Genomic DNA, 23034 nt, shown 5'->3' with positions numbered 1-23034 from the left:
GTGAGGGGATGGCGGGGTCAAGGATCGCGGCACGCGACCGGCGGAGCCGGCGTATGGGGGAGCCGATTTTCTGACCCGGCCCTTCGGGACGGGGCTGAAAATTGGGGGAACCATGCGTCCTTGAGGCCGTCATTTCCGAACGGCACAATGGGACGATCTGAGCAGACCCCACCTCTCCGTATGGCACTGGAAAGAAGCAAGTGGGTTCGATACCCGCCTGCATCTTCATCGTATCGGGAGAGACCGAACCTGTTCGTCGGCCTTGTACCATTGGACGGGGGTAGATGGCCCACCGGGCCTCAGGGACGCCCGAAGACGCATAATTCCTGTGGTTTTCGCGTCTTTTCGGGCGAATGCGGATATATCGCCCCTATCGTTGCCAAATCTTCAACTTCATACCGGAAGGTGTGAAACACGAGGAGCCATTATATTATGACCACGACCAACGAAATTGCAGACAAGATCGCGTCCGAGCAGAACCTGAGCAAGGCGCAGGCCAAGGCGATTGTGGAGAGCGTCTTCCGGCAGATTTCCGAGGCGGCGCTGGCCGGTGCGGAGACGTCCATTCCGAGCTTTGGCAAATTCAAGCTGAAGGAAACGCCGGAGCGCGAGGGCCGCAACCCGGCAACCGGCGCAACGATCAAGATCGCTGCCGCGAAGAAGCTGACGTTTACGCCGGGCAAGGCCGTGAAGGACGCACTCAACGCCTGAGGCATCCCCATGACAATGGCAAAGCCGGATCCCTGCGCACTGCCCGGATCCGGCTTTGTCGCGTCTTGCGAACGACCCCGCCTCGCGGCGGGGCCATTTGTGGACCCCGTCATGCGGCCTCGCGGTTCGGGCGGGACCAGACGAGGACGTAGTCGCCTTCTTTTTCGGCCGGCCACAGGGCGGCGTTGATCGGGGCGTTGAAGCTCGGATCGTCGAGCTTCAAGGAGATGTAGGGCTCGCCGTTGGCCGAAACCGAGTTCCAGCCGGCTCCCACTTCGGCGGCGCCAGAGGTGACGCGGAAATCCGGGGCGTCGCGGGAGACGCGCTCGATGGGATTGAGGCGGGCCTTCATTGCGACGGTTAGAGTGCGAACGTTGCCGACGATGGTGTTGCCGTTGGTGGTGAATTCGCCGATGACTGCCATGACTTGGTTCCTTTCGTGTGATCGGGCTGCGCCCATCGCTGCCTCGATGACGGTGTAAGGACCGGGAGCGATCGGCACTGCACCCCTTCAGGGGCCGGAACGCAGTGGAGGGCGGCTGGAGCGGGCTATTTTGTTTCGCGATGCAAAGCCCGGCTCGCCGGGCGGCGGAAAATAGTCCGGACCGGTCGTTGCGGTCGGCCGATCGAGCCGCAGGCGCCTTGCGGTCACACCAGTTCCATCGAGGTCTGCGTGGGTGCACCGGTGTCAAGGGCGTAGGAACCTGGCAGGGCGCGGGGTCTCGGCGGTCCCCGGCTTCGAACGGACTCTTTCGGTGGCACGGACTTTCGGGATCGGCCGCATGCTGGCGCTTTCGTCTGGCGACGACTTTTTCCGGGACGTCGGATTTCCCGCCTGCCCCTCCCGCTGCGTTTGAGGCAGCGCACGGGTGGACTTCACCGACTCACGGCACAGCTCACCTCATCCATGTGACGCGTCAGCGGCGGCACCGGATATCTGCCGTCGGCAACCCTGCCGAAAGGGATGAAGACCGCCTTGTCCGGTTCACCGCGGATCAGAACGCGGGGTGTCATGTCCGGGGGCGCCATCGCCGACTTCTGCCTCTGAGGCACGGGTCGCGCTCGCCCGCTCGCACCGGGCTCCTGTCAGACGCGCGATCCGATAGAGATGCCCGGCATAGACGGCAACGGCTTTCCAGTAGACCGCCATCGGCGCCTTGTTCTGTCGCCAGCTCCGTTCGGCGCGCTCTCGCGCGTCGAACGACAGCTCCCGCAGAAGCTCTGCCAGAACCGCACGCGCTTCCGGTGACAGGGATCGCATTTTTTGCGCCGCGGGCAGTCTCAGAAGAGGGTTGCGCACTTCGGCGCTGGAGGATCGATCAGACACCGCACATACCCTCGCATTCATTCGGCCACAGATCGAGCTGGCCGTGGTCTGCGGCCGTCGACAGGTCCGCCTCTTCAAGTGGCACGGCGGAGCGATGGAGAAAGACCTTGCCGCGAATGCCGCGCAATCCGCTGCGAATGGCGCGGTCGACGTCGACCGCATCGATCCAGGCATCGGTGTCGTGATCGCGCATGAAGCGCCAGCGTGCATCGTCATGGAAGGGGCACCCGATGCAGGCGGATTTCGGGGGCTCGGGATAGTCATGGCGGCGCAGCCACGCAAGGCAGTCGCGTCGGCTCATGCGCTGTTCAATCAGTGGCCAGCGATTGGCTTGCCATGCCTCCCGGCTTGGTTTCATCCTGATGACTTCATCTGTCGAGATGCCGATCCATTGTTCCACAACCGGTTCGCCGGGAGACCTCCGGCGTGTGAGCCCTGCAAGCTCGGGTACCTTCCTGCGGATCGGAACGATCTTGTAGTCGGAGGTGCATTGGCGTCGGATCATGCCGATCGAGATTGTCTCGCTCCTGGTCTGACGGGTGGCGACTGTGACGATTTCACCGTCCTCATCTTCATCAAGGATCGGCACAGCGGCGCAGGTCGCGTCGCATCAAGCCGATGGATCGATTGATCTCCGTGATCCGGGCATCGCCTGTGACATAGCCCGCTTTGCTAAACAGATCGACAAGGTGCCGCATGACGTCGAGATAGTGATACCCGCCGGTGAGCCCGACATCGCAAAAGGCAAATTTCCGATGCTCGGTGAACGAGGCGATGTGCATTCCCGGATGTTCGCCGGAGGGCATGACGCGGACATGAGAAGTGGGACGCGACCAGCGTGTTCCGAGATCGCCGCTCTTCATCGCAGCGACCATCGTTTCGGTCATACGGGCATCGTAGATCTCGATCGGCATTTCTGCGGCCCCGAAGCCGAGATGGGCGGAAAGAACTGCGACTTGCGCCTTCTGCCTTCGCGGATCGACCGTGCGCAGCGTCGGCCAGAGCGGGCCATCGTAGCGGTCGATGGTCGGCATGTATCGAGGACCGTCTCGTTTGGTCGCCGAGCACGCGAGGATGGGCAATCTCATGTAAGGGATGGCCATCACGCAGCCTCCCTGTGTTCAGCGCCGTTCGGCTGCAAGCCATGCAGATAGGCGGTGGCGCCTTGCGCGTGGGCCGCCGCCTGGAAGATTGCACGCTTGTCTTCGCCCAGCACCTTCAACCATGAGTGGAGGTAACTTGCATGATCGGGCCGTGGTTCGAGCTCGGGGGAGATTCCCAGGTCTGCGGCTAGGAAAACGCTTCCCAGCTCGGCAATCAGCTCTTCGCGGCTGCGCTCCGATCTGTCCTTGGCATAGCGGCTGAGGTCGCGTCCGACCCTCTCCGGACTTGCAGTCCAATGGGTTGCCTCATGACTCAGGGTTGCATAGTAGCTGGCCGCATCCTTGAACGTCTCGAAGGGTGGCATCTGGATGTAGTCCATGACCGGCGAATAATAGGCCTGGTTGCCGCCATGCCGGATAAGGGCACCGGTGTGGCGAAAGAACCGGTCAGCCTGTTCGAGGCGCTCGACGGGGTCGATCTGCGCGACCGGGCGGTGGTAATAATGCTCGGGCAGACCGTCGATTTGTTCGACGTTGAATACACGGTAGGCCTTCAGGAACGGGATTTCCCGATCGACCTCGCCGCCTTTTCCATCGTCCTCGGACTTCGTGAAGCGGCTGGCGAAGACGACGGTGGAACCGGCCTCGCCCTTGCGCACCGCAGCGTCAAGCTGCAAGGCCTGTTTGAACGTCATCCAGGTCTGCGAGGAAAAGCCTCGCGCGATACCCTCCGACCACAACAGGAGGACGTTCATGCCGGAATAGGGCTGTCCGTTATGGCGCAGCGGCCGGGTAACCCGACCAGCCGCGTTGGCGGAACTCCAGGGTTTCATCCACGGCCGGACGCCCTTTTCCAGATCGGCAACGATCCGGTTGGTGATCCGGGAATAGATATCGCTTCGATCGCTGTGTTCTTCTTTCCTGTTCATTTTTCTTTGCCCTCCATTCAGGAGGCCGCGCCATTGCGGCCCCGTCGCGGAGGGACCGTGGCAGGAGCTGTCAGGGGGCGGGCCGCACCGGAACGGCCGCAACGCAGTGGAGGACGGCGCAGCCGTTGCGGCTTGCCGCCGGCTCCTGCAGGACCGACAGCAAGGACGGGGCCGCATTGCAGCGACCTTTCAAAGCCTGTTGTTCATCGATGCGTTCACGGCGGCGGCGCCACCCACGACTGCCTTCAACCGAAGACCACAATAGGGTCGAGCACTGTCAGCGTGACGGCGGTGGATGGGTTCAACCCTGTTGGGTACCGCTGATGCCGGCAATATCGGCTTGCAATTTTCTTTGGCGGCGGATTTCCGTCACGCGCCGTTGCGCCGCCATTCTGTCGTCGGCACTGACCGGCGATGTCGGGCGCCCGGCAATATCGTGGCGCATGGCATCCGGCTGGGCGCAGGCCAGCAGGTAATTTTTTGCCGCCGCGTAGGCGGCGACAGCGCGGCGAAGACGGATCCTGGCGATTCCAGGCTGAAGTCGGGCACTGAATTGCTCGAAGATGCCGATCTCGAATGGCAAAACCGGATCAGTTTCCTTTCGCGGAAGGATCGCCGCAACGTCGATCAGCAATTCGTTGATGGCAGCAGCTTTTTTGAGATCATTGGCACTGGCAGTAACCGGGCCTTGCGAGGTGGTCCAGGGTTTCACTTCGGACGCCTGTTCGTTATTCATGTCATCCCCATCGATAACGCCGTCCAGGGGATATAGTGACAAACTGCGACGGTTAAACGGCTGCACGGCGAAACTGGCCGAGGCGGGCACCGCTATAGGCACAAAAAAAGCGGGGCCGAAGCCCCGCCATCAAGCGGATCAGTCGAAAGCCGCCAACTGCGCGGCCGCAGCCTTGCGGTCGAGATTTTGTCCGGGATTTTCGACCGGGCGGTCGAACGGCTTCCAGCTTTCACCGACCACCTGTTCATAGGCTGCGACGGCACCTTCGGCCGCCATCCGCAGCGCGTGGGACTGTATGGCCATGTCCGCGGCAAACTCGCGTTTGCGCTGGGCGGCGCTGTCGTAACCAACCGGACCATCGAGGTCCTCATCGCGGGCGTCATTGGCCGCCTTGGCCGTCGCATCGCGAGCTTCGGTGACGGCGCGGCTGTAAAACTGTCCCGCACCATGAGCGGACCCGACATAGGCGCCGACGACACGCTGGAGATGGATCTGCATCGCCCGCTCGCCCAGGCCCTCAGAAAGGCTGTCTGCGGTTTCGATGATCAGCCGCTCATGCAGGTCGCGGATGCCGTCGCTATCGACGACGGCGGTCCCGAAGCTTTCGGCGATCAGTAGCGCCTGCGCGGTATCGGGGCAAGTGAGCCGAACCATTTCGAGGGTTGCACCCTTGCGGAGCTGGACGACGCGCGCCGACGGGCGGGGGGACTGACGGGAGGGGGTTGCGGACTTGGCCATGAGGGTTTCCTTCTCGGGTTTCCTCCGGGGACCCGAAGCGACCCCTTGCCGCTCCGTCCCTCGGGTGCGGTCTGGAAAAGCCGGCGGAATGACGGTTGCTTCAGGGTCCGGGGCGGCCATGGCGAGCGTCATCGGCCTGCGGCCAAGCGGGGTGTAGCCCTGCGCGGGACGCGGGCTGGTGATGAGAGGCAGGCTGTTCCGGCCGCCCCGCGGCGCGATAGCGGCCTTGAAGCAAACGGCCGCCGGATTAGGCCGCAACACAACCGAGGGGCGGAGCGGCAAGGGGCCGAAGGCATCATCGGAAAGGCGTGGTGGGATACCCGCCTGACAATGACGCGCCCTCACCACAGTTGGCGATCACCGAGTCAGCACCCCGCGTCCCCTTCGCAAGACCGTCCCTGTGAGCCGCTCACGCAACCCTGCGGCCGGCCTCTTCGCCGAGTTTTCGTCGCAGCGTGTCGATGGCCTGCTCCTGGCGAGCCAGTTTGCCTGTGAGGCCATCGAGTTCCAGACGCCTTTCGAATTGCAGGCGATCGAGATGCGCACGGAACACCGTCTCGTCGTTGCGGCTCCTTCGTGACCCTGTCCGTTTGCGGGCGAGGTGTCTGGCTTTCGCCTTCTGCGTGATCGCGATGCGTTCGGCGCGGCCGGCGATCTGCCGGTGAACGCGATCGAGATGATGCCGGGTCTCGCGATGTGCTGCCTCCATGCGGGTCAACAACATGCGAGGGCTGATGGGTTTCATGCGGCCGTCCTCCCCGGGTCCCAGCCGATGAAGCTGGAGGGGCCGTCATAGGGCTGATGTCGGTCCATATCGATGACGAAGCCGAACGGACTTCTCGTCGCATATTCGGGACTGGGCACGAGATACCGGCGCTCCAAGGCATCGAGGTCTCGCCTGCCGCCGAGTGTGGCGATCACTTCGGTCATGCCGGCATGGTGGCTGGAGAGGATCGCTGAAATCACGACCCAGTCATCTGCATGCCCCTCGTCGAAAAGCCTGCGCGCCTTGGCCCAGGACTCGGCAGGGTCAAGGATGCAGCCGTGGATCGTTTCCCACGCGTCAGGCCATGTATTGCGGATCGTATCGCCGGCGATACGGCGTTCATAGGTGGTGAACAGATCCGGGAACGTCAGTGCGACGATCGCCCATTCGGCATCTTCTTCGTACCACCGGCTTTCTTTACGCAGCGCCGGGTGGATCAGGTCATTCCGTTCCACCGACAGATGGAAGCCGCCGTGGCCTGCCGTCATGTGCGACGTCACGCCCTCGGCATAAACCGTCGCCATTTGCGAGGCGCCCCATGGCGTGCTGCGGGCCATTCGTGTCTGCACACGGTTGAGGGTCGAAAGCTCGCGACGATGCTGGGCCGTCTCAAACACCCGGTCACGGAATGCGTTCTCGTCGGCCAACCGGCCTTCATGCCCGTAAAAGTCCTCTCGCCTCATCTCGGTAAGCGGCCTGGATATCCGCCAGGCACTGGCGAGGAAGCCGTCGCCCTTGGGGAACGGCAGCATGGCAAGCGTAATGTCGCCGATACGGGCGACCGGAAAGTCCTCCGCGCTGCGCGCGAACTCTACCCCTGAATCTTCTGGGATTATTGCGGGATCGGTGGTGACGGGGTCGTTCATGCTGCCCTCCCTTCGATCCGATCGGCGGCGATTTCGTCCGCGGTCACCTCGACGATTGTCGTGACGGCGAAACCACAGTTCTTTACCCAGACGTCGGCATGTTCGCGGCTCGAGGCGAGATGGAGGAGTTCGGCATCTGCACCGGCGCCGTCGAAAATGCGGAAGGAACCGACCGCGGGGCGATCGACAATCATAAAGTGGAAGGTGCTGTCGACAGGAAACGTCCTGAAGTCGGGGCCGATAACGGCGCCGAGATCGTCGATACCGTCCGTGGCGACCTTGAAGCTCGCCGGGACGAGTGACTGACCCATGACAGAATGGCTGCGTTTGCGCACCAGCCGTCCCTCGGCATTGTCGCGTTTCCATCCGGCAAGCGCGCGGATGTGGTTCTCCGGCGGACGCGGCTTGCCATCCGTCCAGCAGATAGTGGAACCGACCGGCACGCGGTCGAAGATCATGAGTGCGGACATCAATGTCCTCCTTTTCATTGCAAGGGTCGAAACAGGAGCGCCGCCGGACAAGGTCCGACGGCGGAAGGCCTCTTCGAGGCGGGAAGGATGGGCAGCTTACGCGGCAGCCTGCTCCGCAGAAGGGCTCTCTTGGGTGCGTTCGACGTCTTCCAGGACGGCGTGCGGATGCCGGTGGCGGGTGAGCCATTCTTCAGCTGCGGAGCGATTGGCAGCGACATGAACGAGCTCCGCGCCCTCGCCGGCACGATCGAAGATCCGCACCGAGCCGATCGCGGGACGTTCGACCACTGAAAAACTCAGGGAGCACGCTCCGACGTCGAAGGTACGATAGACGCGAAGCACGATGGTGCCGTTGCTGCCGTGGTCACCTTCATGGATGGTGAAGCAATCGGGCGCGGTATAGCTACCGCGGGTCTGGGTGGGCTGCTTGCGGATCAGTCGGCCGGAGCTGTTTCTGGTCTTCCACGCGGCAAGCTTTTTCTTGTGACGCTCCGGCGGACGTGGTGTGCCATCGGACCAGGAAACAACGGAACCGATGGGGACGAGTTTGAAAACGAGAGACGCAGACATTCGATTTCTCCTGTGGTTTGAGAGGCTGGAAACGAAACCGCCGCCGGTGATAAGCCGGCGGCGGAAGTTGGTCTGGAACTGGGTGAGGTGAAGCGGCTACTCGGCGGCGATGCCGTAGGCGCTGTCGTCATCGTCAGGCGTGGCAGCGTCCGATCCGTCAGTATCAGCCGGACCCTGATCCGGTTCATCATCGCTGGCTTCGGACGGCTCACCGTCGGCAGCCTCAGTGCCAGTTTCGGCATCATCAGAGACTTCAAACTCCTCCTCGTCGCTGCCCGGACCGTCATCATCGATGTCGATGACCTCGCCGCGCTTGATCAGGTCTGCGACGTCGCCGGCTTCCGGTGCGAAGAGAGCCGACGGGTGCACGAAATGCCCGTCCTGATAGTGGTCAACCAGCGCAGCGCGGGTTTCCCGCACCTTCTGGCGCGGAAGAACCGAAGCCTCCTTGCAGGATGCCTCCAGCGCCTGACGCGACAAGCAAAGCAGGAAGTCTTCGGTGCCCATGTTCGGCAGATAGCCGTCTGCCCCGATGGCATCGCCGGCGATCCGGGAAATGACCCCGCTGTTCGACATGCCGCGCCGGCATGACAGCACCTCGACAAGCGTCGAGCGGGCAACCACCCGCAGGGTGTCGAGATCGAAGGACAGTTTGCCGTTCTCATCGATCAGGCGGACAACATGGCGGGCAAAGCGTTTCTGGCCAAAGACAGTGTCCCCGGCGCCGGAATCGACGCGAACGTTGGTGCCTGCGAAGGCAAGGACGAGCAACGCCAGCAAAGTGTCGTCCTCAATCGGTGCGCGGCCGAGTGCCTCATGCAGGGCGTCCGTGCGAAAGTCCCCGACCATGTCGAGGCCCTTTTGCGTGACATCGGGACGTGGCTTTGCACTGACGATCGTATCGTCGTCGACATCGCCGGCACCACCCGCCGTCGCACCACTGGCGGCCTTCGGCTTCTTCACTTCGGGAAGACGATAGTGGACCGTCTGCACTTTACCGTCGCGATCAAGATACATGCCGGCATGGTCCGATTTCTGCGGCTTGCCGTAGACGCGATCGGCCTTCCTGGGCAGCTCGGGCTGTCCCCAGGAATTGACCTCGACGATGGCACCGCGCTTGGGCAGGTTGGCGGTCATCCATTCGTGCTGCGCACCGAGGAAGCCTTCGACATTGGTCGTGTAGCGCGTATCCTCGTCAGCTGGTGCGAACAGGTCTTCGACCCATTCGATGCCGTAAGCCGTTGCGAGATCATCACCGAAGCTGGCATCCTTGGCATACAGGCGCTTCTTCGTAAGCGCGCTGGCAATCTGGTGCCAGGATGCCCGCTCGCCCTTCTTCGGCTTGTTGGCCTTCCACACCTGCTTCTGTTCTTCGACGCTGGCGGACGCGATGGTCCGCAACTGCTGCTCGGACGGCATGTCGCCAAGCGCCATCTGATCGAGCATCGCAGGCAACACATTGGCGAGAAGCCTGAGCTTGCGAACCTGCCGCACATGCAATGTGAGGGCAAGAGCGATGGCTTCCTCTGTCCAGCCGAGAGCCACGAGCCGTTCGATGCCGCGCCATTGATCAACCGGATTGAGCGGCTCGCGCGCGATGTTTTCCACCATGGAGCGCATGGCGCCATTGTCGTTTGCCGCGTCGGCGACGAGAACCTGAATCTCCTCAAGCCCAGCGGCGATCGCCTGGCGCACGCGGCGATGACCGATATCGATGATATAGCCGTTACCGCCGCCCTGTTCTGGTTCGACGACAGGCGGCTGGATGATCCCGACGGCCTTGATGGTAGCCAAAAGCAGGGCATCTGCCTGTGGCGAAGATTTCGACTGACGGGTCTTGTCGGGATTGTCTTTCAGCGCGCGTGGATCGAGCGTGACAAGATACATGGGTTTCTCCTTGACCGGATACGGAGTGGCCCTTTGCCACTCCTGTTCGTGTCTTCTTTTTTCCGAAGACATCTTCCGGACCGCGGGGCGGCCGGACCGGCGCAACTGCGGCCGAGCGTCCCTGCAGCGAAGGATGAGCGGGACCGAAGGCCCTGCGAAGAACGAGTTGCCGGGATGCGGCAGGCGGCGGTTGAGCGTGAGCGTCGGCGGGAGGACCGATCTGCGACCGGTTTCTTCTCCCCCCTTTTCTTCCTTCCCATTCATTTGACGCGAAGACGCCATCGCCCACAGTGCTTGTGGCAGGAGTGCTCGCAGCTCTGTAATGAGGACAAAAAAAATGGGCCGTCGAAAACCGAGGCCCATGAAGTGTGGAGATATTGAACCTCCAGAGGGGAACAGCTGCTGCGACGGAACTGGGAGGTAACCGTCAAATGCATCAGCTATGCGCTATATGACTATTTTTTAACCACAAGAAAACCAATTATTGTGCAATGCAGCCATGCAAATGCTGCGCTGCCTGTCCAGCTTTCCACGGCCGATGCGATATCGGCGCAGTTAGGCATCACGAACAAGACGGTTGCAAGACAACACCGGCTCGGTGATGCTGGCTCCCGGTCAATCAGGATCCTGAAGCATGGCAGAACCCAGATCGCCGCGGCTTGCGGTGCTCATCGACGCTGACAACGCGTCCGCGAAAATCGTCGACGGGTTGTTCGAAGAGATTGCCAAGGTCGGCAAAGCGAGCGTTCGACGCATCTATGGCGACTTCGCGAGTGCCCGTTCAAAGGCGTGGATCGACGTTCTCGCGAGACACGCGATCATTCCCCAGCAACAGTTCGCCTACACGACCGGCAAGAACGCTTCCGACATCACGCTTGTCATCGACGCGATGGATCTCCTGCACAGCGGCCGCTTCGACGGTTTTTGCCTTGTGTCGTCGGACAGCGATTTTACCCGACTTGCCTCGCGCATCCGAGAGCAAGGCGTCGACGTTTTCGGTTTCGGCGAACAGAAGACGCCTGAGAGTTTCCGGCAGGCATGCCGGCGTTTCATCTATACCGAAAATCTGTTGCCCGCAGCCCCGGCGAACGGAGCCGATGCGACGCAGGCGACAGCTTCTCTTCAACCTCCGAGCGCCGCCACGCCCATCATCAGGAAGGTCATCGCCCAGATGGAAAGCGAAGATGGATGGGTGCCGCTCGGCGCGGTCGGCAATCAACTTGCAAATCTGGCGTCCGATTTCGATCCGCGAACCTATGGGTTTCGGAAGCTGAGCGATCTCGTCCGGAAAACGAATGCCTTCGATATTGACCTTGCAGAGGGCCGCCCGCTCCGTATCCGGGTCAAGCAGAAGTCATCCGGGAAAAAGAGCTGAGGGCACGCGGCGCGCACGGGTCGGTCAAAAGACGATGAACAGTTTCGGGGAAATCAACGTTTATGGCGCCACAGGGTCGTCCTCTCCCTGGTCCACCATACTGTAGGCCTGACAGATGTATCGTCCCCCGCAAGTCAGCAGGGAACGATAGATGGTGGCGGCGATCACGCCGCTTTGTCCACGCTTCCAGCTTCCTCACGCATTGACGCTGCCAACGCCTCATCCACATCCGCCAACTGACGGCGTTTTTGCGCAAGTTCATCGGCGAAGGCGAAGCTTCCCCCCTCACGGGTGCGATATGACGCGAGCAGGCGACGTCCGGTTTCAAGACGATGGCGATAACGATCGCGCTCCTCCTCGAACCCGTCGAGTGCGTGTTCGAGGCGGGAAATGGCTCCAAGCGGCGTTACCGTGACGGCCAGGTCGATCTCGTAGTCAGCACCGGTACGTTGCAGCAGCGTCGCATAGCGATAACCGTCCGCCTTGCCAAACCGTTCGCCGTCATAGAGCAGATCGACCCCGCCGATCGATGCGAGATGAACCTCCCCATGCTGGCGAAGCTGTACGAGCGTCAGGATTTCTTGCATCAGAGCCCGACCAGCCTTCTTGCGTTCATCGTGGACCTCGCCGAGAACTGTCATGGTGAAGGAATCCGCTGCGGTCGGAATAAACCGCTTCAAGTCCTCACCGATCTCACCAATCCGGCGGGTCGCGGTTTCGATGTCACGCTCGGCGTCACGGATCTGGCGTCGAACAGCATATTGATCGTCGTCGTGCGCGGCGCGCAATCGTTCAAGCCGTGCGATATCGGCCTCCAAACCTGCCTTTTGCATCAGCCTCTCGTCACCGCTGGCGATCGCTTTGGCCATTGCAAAGTGGTTCGCCTGGCCTTCGCCGAGATCTTCAAGCCTGCGGATCGAGGTATCGCCGCTCAACGCGGCAGCGATGAACCTCGCCTTGCGCTCATTGTTCTGCCACATCGAGACATCGAGACTGCCTTCCGTCGCGTAGGCGAAAATATCGACCTCATCATGCTGATTGCCCTGACGCACGATCCGCCCCTCGCGTTGTTCGATCTGAGAGGGCAGCCACGGCACGTCGAGATGATGCAAGGCTTTAAGACGCAACTGCGCATTGACACCTGTTCCCATTGTCTCGGAGGATCCGAGGAGGAAGCGGATGCGGCCGGCGCGCACGTCGCCAAACAACCGTTGCTTGGCCTCCGACTTCTTATAGTCTTGCATATAGGCGATCTCGGAAGCCGGCACGCCGAGCCGGATAAGTTCATCACGTATCCAGCGGTAGGCCGAGAAGCCGCGTGTCTTCTCGACATTTATGGTCCCCAGATCGGAAAAGATCATCTGGGCGCCGCCCGGCAGATCGTAGTCCTTGCCATCCGGGCGGCTATAAATGCTTTCACCTGTCTCCTGCCAGATCCGGAAAGCGTTGCGCACAAGCATGTTGAGTTTGTTGTGCTCCTCGTTGTCATTCGCCGGCATGACCAGACGAAGATCGATCGCCGCATGGCGACCATCCGTGATCACCGACAGGAGAATGTCGTCACCAGGCTGCGCCGGTCCTTCACGCAACTCGATCGCCTTGATGCGCGCTTCCAGGATCTGCTGGTACATCTTGAAAGCAGGCGTCGGCTTGGCGGTGACGATCTGACGGCGACCGGTGGAAATTGCCGGCACCCTGACATATTCACGAAGATCGTCGGGCATCACCACGTCGGCGAAGGCCCGGAACATCGCGATCAGTTCCGGGACATTCACGAAGCTCGCAAAGCGGCTGACAGGGCGGTACTTGCCGGACGGCTGGATCTCCAGTTCCGTTGACGTATCGCCGAAGCAACTCGCCCAGGCATCGAATTCATGCAGGCCACGTTCGGCAAGCGCCTCATGTCCAAGCAGCCGCTGGATCGAGAACATCTCTCCTAGTGTATTCGTAATAGGCGTCCCCGATGCCAGAACGAGGGCTCGACCCGGATTTCGTGTTTCGATGTAACGGGATTTCACATAGAGATCCCAGGCGCGTTGCGATCCGTTCGGATCGATGCCTTTCAACGTCGACATGTTGGTCGCGAAGGAAAGTTTCCTGAATTCCTGGGCTTCATCAACCACGATCTGGTCGACGCCGATCTCGGAAATCGTCAAGAGGTCGTCCTTGCGTGTCGAAAGCGCCTCCAGGCGTTCCTGCAATCCCTCCTTCAACCGTTCCAACCGCTTGCGCGAGACGCGGTCCTCGTCATCCACCCTGGTCAGCAGCTCCTCATAAAGTTCCAGCTCGTCATGGATCATCTGTTGTTCGAAGGCCGAGGGAACACCGATGAACTTGAAGGCCGAATGGGTGATAATGATCGCATCCCAGGTCGCGGTTGCAGCACGGGAGAGAAACCTCGCCCGCTTGTCCTTGGTGAAGTTCGTCTCGTCCGCAACAAGGATGTTTGCGGATGGATAGAGCGCCAGAAACTCACGTGCGGCCTGTGCAAGGCAATGGCCCGGCACGACCTGCATCGCCTTGGCGATCAGCCCGAGACGTTTCTGCTCCATGATGGCCGCGGCCATCGTCATGGTTTTTCCTGCACCGACGGCATGAGCAAGATAGGTGGAGCCGGCGGCGATGATGCGCCATATGCCGCGCTTCTGGTGCGAATAGAGATGGAAGGCCGCGCTGGCGCCGGGCAGTTTCAGATGCGATCCGTTAAAGATCCGGGGCGCGATGTTGTTGAAGCGGTCGTTATAGATTCTGGCTAACCGGTCGGTGCGATCCGGATCGGTCCAGACCCATTTCTGGAAGGCTTCCTTGATCTTCTGCAGCTTGTCGCGCGCTGCTTCAGTGTCGACGACATTCAGGATACGACGCTCGCCGCCGACGTCCTTGATAGTATCGAAGATCTGCGGCACACGGGAGTTCAATGCGTCTGCCAGCAGTTCGCCGGCATCGCGCCGGCTGGTGCCCCATTCGGACGTGCCCGCCGCACTATATCCAAGCTGACGCGCCTCGACAGTCCAGCTCCCGAGCTCCGGCATATGGTGAATCCGGATTTCAGCGCCCATCATCTCTTTCACGAAATCCACGACGTCGGCTGCGGGGATCCAGGGCGCGCCGAGGCGCGCGGTAATGTCGGAAGGCCGAAGATCGGCCGGCTGGACCGCCTGCAAGGCACGGACATTGCGCTCGAAGGCTGGATCGAGTGCCGCGGCGGCTTCCGCTTCTGTCAGTCTGGTACGAACCGGACCAGAGAGATAAGCGTCGGACGTCTGCCAGGAGCCGTCGGCGGGATTCTGGAAGACTGCATAGCCGAGCTCTTCAATCACCTCCTCGGCGGACATGTGCAGCAGTTCGGCGATGTGTTCGAGATCGACACGGCCGCGCTCGTTTAGAATAACCGCCAACGCATCGCCGGCACTGGAGATCACAGGTGCGACCGGTGGCGCAATCACCCGTTCAGAGAAGATCGGACCGGGCTTTGCCGTGTCGGTGTCGAGGTCGTAGTCCTCAATTGACGCGACCAACCAGCAATCGGGATCGTCCCTGAACGGCGCGAGGTTCGGCTGTCGATGGCTCTCACGCACCTCACCGGTCTGTTCGTCGTCGCTAATTGAGACAGTGGTATGATTGATCGGCCCGAACTCCCGAACAAAGGCACCCCAGGCGATGCGCAGCCGGACCTGAAGATCCCGCCACGGTCGATCTTGCTCCTGGGCCTTCAGCACCTCGCGAACGGAATCGCGGATCGGCAGGAGCTTGCGAATGATCCGGGCATGCTTTTCGGGAATACCGTCGCTGCTGCGACCCTTGCGTATGCCGATCGGCACGGGCGAGCCGTCAATCAACTGCATGAGGTTATGCTCGCCGTCGAGGAAAAAGCTGCCTTCACGGACTTTAGCGTTATCGGGCTTCAGGTCGACGATCTCGGCGAGCTCTTCTTCCAGATCGAGATCGATGATGCTCGGCTCGCCATCATAGAGATGTTCGGGAAGCAGAGAGATGGCGGCCTTCAGCAGACCCTCTAGGTCTTCGCCGGGACGGGGCTGGCAGGTATAGGTTTCGCCAAACGGCCCAGAGGTAAGGGCATGATCGCCGAGTACGAAGACGGGATGTCTGGCGAACCAGCGATTGACACGGATCGCGCCTTCATCGGCGGTGGCTGGCCGGATTTCGTCAACGTCGAGCCAGGTGACATCGCCTTCGGGCTCACCGGCCTTGCGTTTGCGGAAGAACAGGATGTCGACCACGACATCGGTACCAGCGGCGGCGCGGAACGCGCGTTCCGGCAGGCGAATGGCAGCGACAAGGTTGGCCGATTTCGCAATATGCTCACGGGCCGACGTATCGGCCTTGTCCATCGTGCCGTGGGAGGTGACGAAAGCGGCGAGAGCGCCTGGCTTCAGCAGATCGATCGACCTTGCGATGAAATAGTCATGCAATCTGAGACCGAGACCGCGATAGTTACGATCGGAGCGGACAGTTCGATCAGAGAACGGCGGGGTTCCGATGGCGAGATCATAGATCACCCCGAGATCGGTACGCGCAAAATCACCATTGATTATCCGAGCCTTCGGCTGGAGGAGACGGACAATCCGGGCGGTGACCGGATCAAGCTCGATGCCGGTGACATAGCTGGATGCGCGGAAGGCCTGCGGCATCAATGCAGGGAAAAGACCAGTACCGATGCCGGGTTCAAGAACGCGGCCGCCGCGCCATCCCAGACGTTGAAGACCCGCCCACATCGCACGGATGATGAACTCCGGTGTGAAGTGGGCATACTGCGTGCAACGCGCCAGCGAGGCGTAATCCGTTTCGGAGACCGCGCCTTCCAGCGAACCGCCAAGATCGTCCCAACCATCCCTGAATTCGACCTCGCCGGGGCGACGGAACATGCCGCTCGCCAGTTCGGAGGCTCCGAAACCGGTAAAACGGATCAAGCGCTTCTGGTGTTCGCGCGTCACCGGAACGTCGAGCTTCTCGATCTCGTTGGCGGAGAGGATGGCGGCGACATTGATCCTGGCGCGCTCGTTCCAGCTTTTCGGAAGGTCGCGATCATCGTCATCAAGATAGAAGTTGAAACGATCGCCCATCTTGCCTGGCAAGGGTGGTTTGGCCTCAACAACCGGTAACGGGACGACATGCGCTTCAGGCGCGGTAGCTATGTTTTCATGCGCTGCCGGTTCGGGGGCAAATTGTTCAGTCGTGCCAAGGCCAAAACCAAGCCCGGAGGAGAGCGCGGTATTGCCGAACATGTCGAGGGAAAAGGGATCGTTGGACATCTGGTGAATGCTCCTGAAAAAGGCGAGCGTCATCGACCGGATGAACCGGCGTGGCGCTCGCGTGGAAGGGGGGAAAGTTGTGGTTGCAGCGGACGATGATGCGTCAGCCGCGTTGGATGACCGAGATCTGCATCGCGGCTTCCTCGAAGGTGAAAGAGAGATGCGTTCCGCCAGCGCTGGCGGCGATCATTGCTTCGAGGCTCTCGGCATCGATGAAATCGACACCATCATCGCCCCCGAAGGTCTGGCGTTTGACCTCGAACCAGTCGTCGTTTTGCTCGGGGTGGCATTCTTCGGCATAGACGACCAATGGCTTGCCGTTTTCGGGCAACTTTCCGTTGGACATCAAATACACCCCATGATCTCCAACGAGCCAGAGGCCGGGCTTTTCACCCTTTCCGGGTTCGAGGCCATAATAGGGATCGCGGAAGCCGCCATTGGCCTCGGCGTCGGCGCGACCACGTGCGATGACGTCGAGGACGGATTGGACCGGGAAGGTCAACATGGTCAATCCTCCGTCAAACCGCGATGGGAAGCGGCGGAATCTCATTCGCCACCGCCACAGGTTTGGCTACTGCCGCAGGTGACGGCGGCGTCGGATCCGGATCGTCATCATTGGCGGCCGACGGAATGAGGCGGCTTTCCGATCCGCCAGGCCGTCCTGCAATCGGTCGGCGCGATGAAGGGGGGAAGAACTTCATGGGCATGTCTTTCACCATTGGTTGGGACGAACGACCATGCCGCCGGATCTCGATCCGTCGGAGCATGGCATTCGCAGTTTCGGGATTTGGACTGGAAAATTTCGGCGCTGTCCTCGCCTCTTCAGACTTTCCAATCCAGCTTTTCACCGCTGCATTGGCGATGGCCGGTCAAGGGCCGCTTTAGCGGCGAAGCCCGCCCTTGACGGGCTGGAGCCACATGCGGCAGGGGTCTTCTTTTCTTCCCCTTCCTTTCCCCTTCACAGGGTCCGGAACCAGAAGCGACGGTCGGCCTCCAGCTGTACTCGCTTGGCGCGCGCCTCCCCATTCGGGCATCAGCCGCGCCTTGCAGCGTATGATAAGGCGTGTCACACGGCGCGACCGTTCGTCATCATCGCCAAACAGATCAGGGTTGCCCCTGAGGCGCCGCAGAAGACGCTCATAGTTCATCGGAGCCACTCCAGACGTCCGCAACGTCGTCGTCCAGTCGAACTTCAAAGGGGCCGGGCCAGTCCCGGATCCATTGTGGAGCATCACCTTCGTGACGCAGATCATCCCTGATCTGCGCATTGGCATCCCACTCTGCCTCTGTCGGAAATCGTTCGAGGAGCAGTGACAGCGCCACGGTCCAGTCTTTTGGTTCAGAGACATCAACCTCGATCGCCTGATCATGGCGCCAGATCTGGGGCACGAATGTCAGTGTCACGCGCCGGTCTTCCAGCGAGACGAAGGGCGGACGCCGATGTCCGTCATCCAATATTTGCGGCTCGTGGTCTGGACTGTAGCTCCGGGTTTTCTCATAGTCCGGGTCGTCCGCTTCATCGACGAGATAACCGACCACTTCCTCGGCATAGCCGGCCTCGATCACGCCGATACCGCGGGGATTGAGGCTGACGGCAAATCCGTTACCGAACAGACGTTCGTCGGCCGCGGTCATAGCGGCCCGGTGGTTTGTGGCATCGACTTCAACCTTCACCCGGACCACGGTATAGACATGCACGAAATGCTTGCTGCACGCGGGATCGGCAGAAACCTTTGCAATTGCCGGCGGGATGGAAGATGGTGCATTCTCGCTCATCGACGTCCTCCCTCATGCATTTCCAGCTTCTTCAGCACGCGGGCGGCGGCATCCTCGAGCGGTGTTGCGAAGTCAGGACCATTCTCTGTCCATTCAAGCACTTCGAGAACCGCCGGGATAAATCCATAGTCGAACGGTGCATGGCGATCGATCAGCTCCCGTCCAAGATGGTCATGGATCTGGAGCGCGCAGATGGCAGCCGGCCGCGCCCAGCGCCGCAGTTCGATCGAACCGAGATGAGTCCAGAGCAACATCAGAGCGTGAATGTTCCGCACCAGCGGCTTGTCGTGTTCGAAGAGGATACGGTAGTCCTGCATGGCCTCCCAGCAGCACAGGGCGGCATCGAGTTGTCGGCTATGGATGTCGGCCATGGCCGGCGCAGGCGTGGCGAAGGACTCGATGAACCGGCGGATCGTGGTCAGCGAGTTGCGACCGCCCGCATCGAGCAGGAACTGGTCGTGCGGCAAACGCCCTGTCATCTGGCGGTCGATCGCACTGCGCATTCGCTCAAGAACCGGATCGGCTTTTGAGAGATCAGGCATGCCGGGCAGGTATCTCAGGCCCTCGGCCGGCCTTTGTATCTCGTTTGCTGCGCGCAGTTCCTCGAAGAGATCACCGCTGGAACGGCCTGCGCATTCCGTTGCGGTGATCAGCATGATGCAGGCAGCGAAACTGTCGGGTCTCTGCGATGGATGCGGGACCATTCGAGTACGCGGACTTCCGAAAGCGTTTCGGAGCGTGCGACAATGTCCTGTAGAATGAACTCCCAGGAGCTTGGTCGCAGATCGATTTCGATCCGGTCCCGACCATCGATCTGGTCGCGCCAGCATTCGGCAACGATCCGGTTCAGCTCGCTCTTCGGTGAGCGGCGAGACGTTTCATAGGCCACCGATAGATCGCCCGCGGCCAGGCTGAACGTCAGGGCAGCGCCACTGTCGGTATAGAGCAACAGCGCGTTGTCCACCTCACCTGCATCGAACACGCTGGAGAGAACCAGCCGTTCAAGTTCGGTGATATCGGTAAGTGGGATCGCCGGGTCGATGACAATGGTGGTTTCTAGGTCGCCCATGGAACTCTCCTTTTTGGAAACGGACAGGCCCGAAGCGATGCTCCGGGCCAGCTGATCGAAATGAAGTTTGTTGACCGCCGCGTTGCTGGTGTCAGTCAGTCCTCGGGCAACAGCTGCTGCACCTCCTCGGCACAAAGATGCGCGAGCAATTTGAGAACAGGCCGGAAGCCGGGCCTGCGAATAACGATGGTCCTGAAGCCTTCATTGCCGGGCGGCCAGATCTCGTCGGCATAGCCGCGGTCTGCACCCGCAGCATTCCAGATGCGTTCGAGCTTTTCCTGGCGGATGTCGAGGACAGGTTTGCCGGATTCGCGCGCAACAATCGCCGCCCGCATGGTTTCAGGCGTCACGGCGGGATCGGTGACGCTGACGAAACCGTGGAACCAGCGTTCGCCATCACCGGTCACGAGGCTGAAGAGGACGGACCGGATCTGTTCGGGACGGCGTCCGGGGAGAACAGTCAGACCTCCGGGCCGTAGACTGGCGAGAAACAAACCGGCCATCGCGCGCGCCGCGGGCTCCTGCAGCTCGAACCACTCACCAGCGTGCAGGATACCGGTGAATCGTCGCAGGGACATGGGTGCTGTATCGTGCCTCGACAGCAGCGCTCGAACTTCAGTTGCAGACGCCGTCCCCGTGTGGATCCGGTCCGTCGTCGAGGAATACTGGATTGCCGTGCCGGTAATGCGCATGACACTGCCGCCAAAGCCGTCTGCGCACATCTTCGAGCAGGTAAACGCCGCCCAGACCACGATTTCCTCGATGGTATTGGAGCGCCGCACAATATCCTGCAGGATCTCGGGCCAACCACCCTGGCTGGTGGTCAGGTCGATCTCGATATAGAAGCCACGCTCGGCCTCGTCTTTGGCATCGAATGCCGCAAGCAGGTTGGCGATATACTCGTTGAACCGGCTTTCCGATCCAGGAGAGCCTTCAAGCGCCACGCGCAGTTCGTCTTCGCGTGGCGAGATCAGTTCGTTAGGACTGTTCCAGGTGCTGAAGAAGGTCCCGTCGCTCCACGCCTCTTCATCGAAAACAAGAGAGAGCATCAGACGCTCGAGCGGTGTCATGTCGCTTGCCGGGATGTCCGGCGTCACGACAGTCTCGGTGCGGTAGTCTGCCATGTCACGCCCCCTCACGCTGCGATGAAAACGGGAAGGTGGCGCAGATGCACGGGCAGTTTCGCGGCGATCTCGTCGTCGGTCAGGTCTTCCAGCAGCTTGAGCGTGGTGCCTGCCGCGCCACCATAGAGGATGATCGTTTTCTTGCCGCGTAAGGCATATGGCCAACGGTCGCCGGCATAGCCGCGATAATCATCGGCCGTGCTACTCCAGATATGGTTCAGGCGCTCATCCCGGGTCATGGCACGCACCGGCCGGGTTTCGCGCTCGGTGATGGCAAGCCGCATGTTCTCGACTGAAGAGGTATCAGAGAGATCGCAATAGCCGTGGAAGTGGCGGATGGCTCCGTCTATGCGCAGCGCGAAGAAGACACTGGTGATCGATCCGGTCAGAAACTCGCGCATGGCGAACATCGACCCGCAGATCCACAGGGGTGGCAGGATCTCGAACATGTAATCGTGTTCGTTCTCGCGGATCTCGAACCATTCTCCGCTGTAGAGCGATGTTGCATCGCCATTCCAACGATCAGGTCGCTGGGCGTGGCGGTCGAACATGCGGAACATCTGGTGGCGGTCGGCGACCCCCTGATAGACCTTGCGGATTGCGGGTGAGGTATTCATTTTCGGCTCCCTGTGAGTTGTTCCGGACCGATGCGCGGCGCTGTCCTCTCGACCTCACCATCCTCTTCAGTCCTTCACCACCCCTCCCCAGCCGCCGGCATCGCGATCGGCAGGGTCAAGGGCCGGCTTCAGGCCGGGCGAAGCTTCCCTTGATGTGGCCGGCGCGTATGCCGCACGCCTTCCCTTTCCCCCCTTCTTTTTCTTCGTTCCGCCTCCCCCTCTTGCAGAGCCTCGTTCCAGTCGTCTGCAGGAGGCCGCAATCGCTGCCAGCCGCAGCCCGCTTCTTCGGCAAGGGTTCGAAGCCGATCGGCGAACGTGTCGCCCTGCGTGTCATTGTCAGTTGCCGCGACCAACTGGACGCCGGAAGAACCGGTAAGTACGCGCAGCGCCGCATCTGTTGCCGGAGACCACCCCCCGCCGGTACTGAGATAGAGGGTACCATCACGCAGACCCTCGAAGGCAGCAAGGCTCATGGCATCGATCGCCGCTTCAGTGACACAGAGCCTGGAAGCCGCAGACCCGCCGAGGCGAAACAGGATTTTGGTCCCGCCGGTCGAAAATCCTCTCCATTGCGGGCCGCGCTCCTCCCAACCGGCAATGACGCCAACATCATTCGTGTGGGCCGCCCACATACTGCCAAAGGGGCCTTCCCGAAGAAGGTTCTGCGATATGGCAGCTGTGAGTGTATGGGGAGGCAGCAATCTGTTCCTCGCGAGATAGTCCCATGTCTGCGAGCCCGGCCACGGTCTGCGTTGGCGGTCCCATCGTTCGGCAATTGCAAGGTTTGGTCCTCGGGCGCGACTAAGCGTGCGTCTGGCGGCTTCTTGCGGGACATAGCCGATCAGCTCGGCAACGCGATCGCGTGCTGCCTTGAACCCTCCACCATCCAGATGGGCGACGAGCGAGAATACATCACCCTTGGCTTCGGAAAGCGGGTCGAACCAACCATGGCCGTCGTGAATCGTGATGATGATTTCGCTGCCACGGCGATATTTTACCGCTCGTCTGGTGCTTTCCTTCAGATCAATGGAAAAGCCCGCCTTTTCCAGCACGGCAGAGCATGGCACACGGTTGCGCAGTTCCTCGATTTCTTTCTTTTCCATTCTTTTTCCGGCCTTTTCCAGCCGCCCTCTTTTCCACTCGAAATACCTTCCCGTACATTTCGCGGGACCCCATCTAGCGACCGCGAAGAGCATGCGGAGGCAAGGGCGCGGAGGCAGTTGCTGGGAAATCGTGAGCCACAAGCGCCGCCTGTCCGCCGCGGCGAAGCTTCCCTTGCCGCCGCCGGCTCGCAAGCGGCACCCAAAGGGGCAGGCCGGCTCTTAAGCCGGCCTCATTCGTCTACGAGCAAGCTTGATCGCGCAGCGGAAAGGGGTTGAAAGATCAAGGCGCCCGGAGCTCGGTCAAAGCCGCCCAAAATATCTGTAGTCCAAGTCAGTCCTGGTTCTCGATCCAACGCAGTTTGGCGAGGGTCTCTACAATGGACTGCCTGGTTCTGGGCGCGGTGATTGATCCCGCATGGTGTAGTTTTCGTGGCCCGATCGTCTAAGCTGAGGTGAATACAGCCCATGGCTCAGCTACATGTCCTTAGTCGCCTCCCCTCCCCTCACGCTTCGGTGCTAGAGCACGTCCATTGAACGCGGAATCGCGTTGAGGATTCCCTTGGTCGCCGAATTCTGATTCCATCGCTGCGACTG

Annotated in this window: 21 protein-coding genes and 1 pseudogene; 2 read left to right on the top strand and 20 right to left on the bottom strand. The window is 61.1% G+C overall.

What is annotated here, in order from left to right; genetic code table 11:
- The first annotated feature begins 432 nt into the window (after positions 1 to 432).
- Complete coding sequence (locus tag AKG12_RS25340) at positions 433 to 711, top strand: HU family DNA-binding protein (protein WP_046802236.1); 279 nt, start codon at positions 433 to 435, stop codon at positions 709 to 711.
- A 109-nt stretch (positions 712 to 820) separates the two neighbouring features.
- On the opposite strand, the gene AKG12_RS25335 is transcribed toward AKG12_RS25340, so the two are convergent.
- The 12 genes and pseudogenes from AKG12_RS25335 to AKG12_RS25285 form a co-directional block, all read right to left on the bottom strand.
- On the bottom strand, positions 821 to 1135 hold the full coding sequence (locus tag AKG12_RS25335; protein WP_035226669.1) for a DUF736 domain-containing protein: 315 nt from the start codon (positions 1133 to 1135) through the stop codon (positions 821 to 823).
- 561 nt (positions 1136 to 1696) lie between these two features.
- Positions 1697 to 2038 carry a hypothetical protein gene (locus AKG12_RS29755; RefSeq protein ID WP_197283354.1) on the bottom strand — a complete coding sequence of 114 codons (342 nt, stop codon included), beginning with the start codon at positions 2036 to 2038 and terminating at the stop codon, positions 1697 to 1699.
- Positions 2031 to 2633: pseudogene (locus AKG12_RS25330) on the bottom strand (hypothetical protein); the annotation flags it as partial. The pseudogene AKG12_RS25330 and the gene AKG12_RS29755, both read right to left, overlap by 8 nt.
- Entirely contained in the window at positions 2614 to 3141 is a 528-nt protein-coding gene (locus AKG12_RS30420) for a hypothetical protein (protein WP_097142062.1), read from the bottom strand. The pseudogene AKG12_RS25330 and the gene AKG12_RS30420, both read right to left, overlap by 20 nt.
- A complete protein-coding gene (locus AKG12_RS25320; protein WP_046802238.1) occupies positions 3141 to 4070 on the bottom strand; it encodes an ArdC family protein in 930 nt (309 codons plus the stop codon). The genes AKG12_RS30420 and AKG12_RS25320 overlap by 1 nt, the downstream gene beginning before the upstream one ends.
- Positions 4071 to 4371: 301 nt before the next feature.
- Positions 4372 to 4872, bottom strand: a complete 501-nt coding sequence (locus AKG12_RS25315) for a ProQ/FINO family protein (RefSeq protein ID WP_285277907.1) — start codon at positions 4870 to 4872, stop codon at positions 4372 to 4374.
- Positions 4873 to 4944: 72 nt separating this feature from the next.
- Positions 4945 to 5544 (bottom strand): hypothetical protein, encoded by a 600-nt coding sequence (locus tag AKG12_RS25310; protein ID WP_046802240.1) that lies wholly within the window; start codon positions 5542 to 5544, stop codon positions 4945 to 4947.
- A gap of 409 nt (positions 5545 to 5953) precedes the next feature.
- Complete coding sequence (locus AKG12_RS25305; protein WP_046802241.1) at positions 5954 to 6289, bottom strand: hypothetical protein; 336 nt, start codon at positions 6287 to 6289, stop codon at positions 5954 to 5956.
- Positions 6286 to 7176 carry a DUF7007 domain-containing protein gene (locus AKG12_RS25300; RefSeq protein ID WP_046802242.1) on the bottom strand — a complete coding sequence of 297 codons (891 nt, stop codon included), beginning with the start codon at positions 7174 to 7176 and terminating at the stop codon, positions 6286 to 6288. The genes AKG12_RS25305 and AKG12_RS25300 overlap by 4 nt, the downstream gene beginning before the upstream one ends.
- Positions 7173 to 7646 carry a UCP036055 family protein gene (locus tag AKG12_RS25295; protein WP_046802243.1) on the bottom strand — a complete coding sequence of 158 codons (474 nt, stop codon included), beginning with the start codon at positions 7644 to 7646 and terminating at the stop codon, positions 7173 to 7175. The genes AKG12_RS25300 and AKG12_RS25295 overlap by 4 nt, the downstream gene beginning before the upstream one ends.
- A gap of 96 nt (positions 7647 to 7742) precedes the next feature.
- A complete protein-coding gene (locus AKG12_RS25290; RefSeq protein WP_046802244.1) occupies positions 7743 to 8216 on the bottom strand; it encodes a UCP036055 family protein in 474 nt (157 codons plus the stop codon).
- A gap of 96 nt (positions 8217 to 8312) precedes the next feature.
- A complete protein-coding gene (locus AKG12_RS25285) occupies positions 8313 to 10103 on the bottom strand; it encodes a ParB/RepB/Spo0J family partition protein (protein WP_046802245.1) in 1791 nt (596 codons plus the stop codon).
- A 634-nt stretch (positions 10104 to 10737) separates the two neighbouring features.
- Here AKG12_RS25285 and AKG12_RS25280 point away from each other — a divergent pair.
- Entirely contained in the window at positions 10738 to 11478 is a 741-nt protein-coding gene (locus AKG12_RS25280) for an NYN domain-containing protein (protein WP_046802246.1), read from the top strand.
- Positions 11479 to 11642: 164 nt separating this feature from the next.
- Here the strand turns inward: AKG12_RS25280 and AKG12_RS25275 are convergent, their stop codons facing one another.
- The 8 genes from AKG12_RS25275 to AKG12_RS25230 form a co-directional block, all read right to left on the bottom strand.
- Positions 11643 to 16751, bottom strand: coding sequence for a helicase-like domain-containing protein (locus AKG12_RS25275; protein WP_052820906.1), 5109 nt, complete (start codon positions 16749 to 16751; stop codon positions 11643 to 11645).
- A gap of 103 nt (positions 16752 to 16854) precedes the next feature.
- Positions 16855 to 17256 carry a DUF3085 domain-containing protein gene (locus AKG12_RS25270; protein ID WP_046802248.1) on the bottom strand — a complete coding sequence of 134 codons (402 nt, stop codon included), beginning with the start codon at positions 17254 to 17256 and terminating at the stop codon, positions 16855 to 16857.
- 632 nt (positions 17257 to 17888) lie between these two features.
- A complete protein-coding gene (locus AKG12_RS29745; RefSeq protein WP_082129064.1) occupies positions 17889 to 18527 on the bottom strand; it encodes a hypothetical protein in 639 nt (212 codons plus the stop codon).
- Positions 18524 to 19183: a hypothetical protein gene (locus AKG12_RS25250; RefSeq protein ID WP_046802251.1), complete on the bottom strand. Its 660-nt coding sequence runs from the start codon at positions 19181 to 19183 to the stop codon at positions 18524 to 18526. The genes AKG12_RS29745 and AKG12_RS25250 overlap by 4 nt, the downstream gene beginning before the upstream one ends.
- Positions 19177 to 19596, bottom strand: a complete 420-nt coding sequence (locus AKG12_RS25245; protein WP_046802252.1) for a hypothetical protein — start codon at positions 19594 to 19596, stop codon at positions 19177 to 19179. Before AKG12_RS25245 ends, AKG12_RS25250 begins: the two co-directional genes overlap by 7 nt.
- A 95-nt stretch (positions 19597 to 19691) precedes the next feature.
- On the bottom strand, positions 19692 to 20720 hold the full coding sequence (locus tag AKG12_RS25240) for a DUF1419 domain-containing protein (RefSeq protein ID WP_052760285.1): 1029 nt from the start codon (positions 20718 to 20720) through the stop codon (positions 19692 to 19694).
- A gap of 11 nt (positions 20721 to 20731) precedes the next feature.
- On the bottom strand, positions 20732 to 21337 hold the full coding sequence (locus AKG12_RS25235) for a DUF1419 domain-containing protein (protein ID WP_046802253.1): 606 nt from the start codon (positions 21335 to 21337) through the stop codon (positions 20732 to 20734).
- Positions 21338 to 21465: 128 nt separating this feature from the next.
- Positions 21466 to 22581, bottom strand: coding sequence for a DUF3991 and toprim domain-containing protein (locus AKG12_RS25230; protein ID WP_350640848.1), 1116 nt, complete (start codon positions 22579 to 22581; stop codon positions 21466 to 21468).
- Between the last annotated feature and the right edge of the window lie 453 nt (positions 22582 to 23034).

The organism is Agrobacterium sp. SUL3, assembly GCF_001263295.1.
In the GTDB taxonomy this organism is placed as follows: domain Bacteria; phylum Pseudomonadota; class Alphaproteobacteria; order Rhizobiales; family Rhizobiaceae; genus Agrobacterium; species Agrobacterium tomkonis.
Note: the sequence above shows the minus strand (reverse complement) of the source record. Positions and strands in the feature narration are given on the sequence as shown.

Excerpts from the sequence above, each read along its gene's own strand:
- AKG12_RS25340 (WP_046802236.1), top strand. The coding sequence starts at position 433 with ATGACCACGACCAACGAAATTGCAGACAAGATCGCGTCCGAGCAGAAC.
- AKG12_RS25335 (WP_035226669.1), bottom strand. The coding sequence starts at position 1,135 with ATGGCAGTCATCGGCGAATTCACCACCAACGGCAACACCATCGTCGGC.
- AKG12_RS30420 (WP_097142062.1), bottom strand. The coding sequence starts at position 3,141 with ATGGCCATCCCTTACATGAGATTGCCCATCCTCGCGTGCTCGGCGACC.
- AKG12_RS25320 (WP_046802238.1), bottom strand. The coding sequence starts at position 4,070 with ATGAACAGGAAAGAAGAACACAGCGATCGAAGCGATATCTATTCCCGG.
- AKG12_RS25310 (WP_046802240.1), bottom strand. The coding sequence starts at position 5,544 with ATGGCCAAGTCCGCAACCCCCTCCCGTCAGTCCCCCCGCCCGTCGGCG.
- AKG12_RS25305 (WP_046802241.1), bottom strand. The coding sequence starts at position 6,289 with ATGAAACCCATCAGCCCTCGCATGTTGTTGACCCGCATGGAGGCAGCA.
- AKG12_RS25300 (WP_046802242.1), bottom strand. The coding sequence starts at position 7,176 with ATGAACGACCCCGTCACCACCGATCCCGCAATAATCCCAGAAGATTCA.
- AKG12_RS25295 (WP_046802243.1), bottom strand. The coding sequence starts at position 7,646 with ATGTCCGCACTCATGATCTTCGACCGCGTGCCGGTCGGTTCCACTATC.
- AKG12_RS25290 (WP_046802244.1), bottom strand. The coding sequence starts at position 8,216 with ATGTCTGCGTCTCTCGTTTTCAAACTCGTCCCCATCGGTTCCGTTGTT.
- AKG12_RS25285 (WP_046802245.1), bottom strand. The coding sequence starts at position 10,103 with ATGTATCTTGTCACGCTCGATCCACGCGCGCTGAAAGACAATCCCGAC.
- AKG12_RS25280 (WP_046802246.1), top strand. The coding sequence starts at position 10,738 with ATGGCAGAACCCAGATCGCCGCGGCTTGCGGTGCTCATCGACGCTGAC.
- AKG12_RS25275 (WP_052820906.1), bottom strand. The coding sequence starts at position 16,751 with ATGTCCAACGATCCCTTTTCCCTCGACATGTTCGGCAATACCGCGCTC.
- AKG12_RS25270 (WP_046802248.1), bottom strand. The coding sequence starts at position 17,256 with ATGTTGACCTTCCCGGTCCAATCCGTCCTCGACGTCATCGCACGTGGT.
- AKG12_RS29745 (WP_082129064.1), bottom strand. The coding sequence starts at position 18,527 with ATGAGCGAGAATGCACCATCTTCCATCCCGCCGGCAATTGCAAAGGTT.
- AKG12_RS25250 (WP_046802251.1), bottom strand. The coding sequence starts at position 19,183 with ATGCTGATCACCGCAACGGAATGCGCAGGCCGTTCCAGCGGTGATCTC.
- AKG12_RS25245 (WP_046802252.1), bottom strand. The coding sequence starts at position 19,596 with ATGGGCGACCTAGAAACCACCATTGTCATCGACCCGGCGATCCCACTT.
- AKG12_RS25240 (WP_052760285.1), bottom strand. The coding sequence starts at position 20,720 with ATGGCAGACTACCGCACCGAGACTGTCGTGACGCCGGACATCCCGGCA.
- AKG12_RS25235 (WP_046802253.1), bottom strand. The coding sequence starts at position 21,337 with ATGAATACCTCACCCGCAATCCGCAAGGTCTATCAGGGGGTCGCCGAC.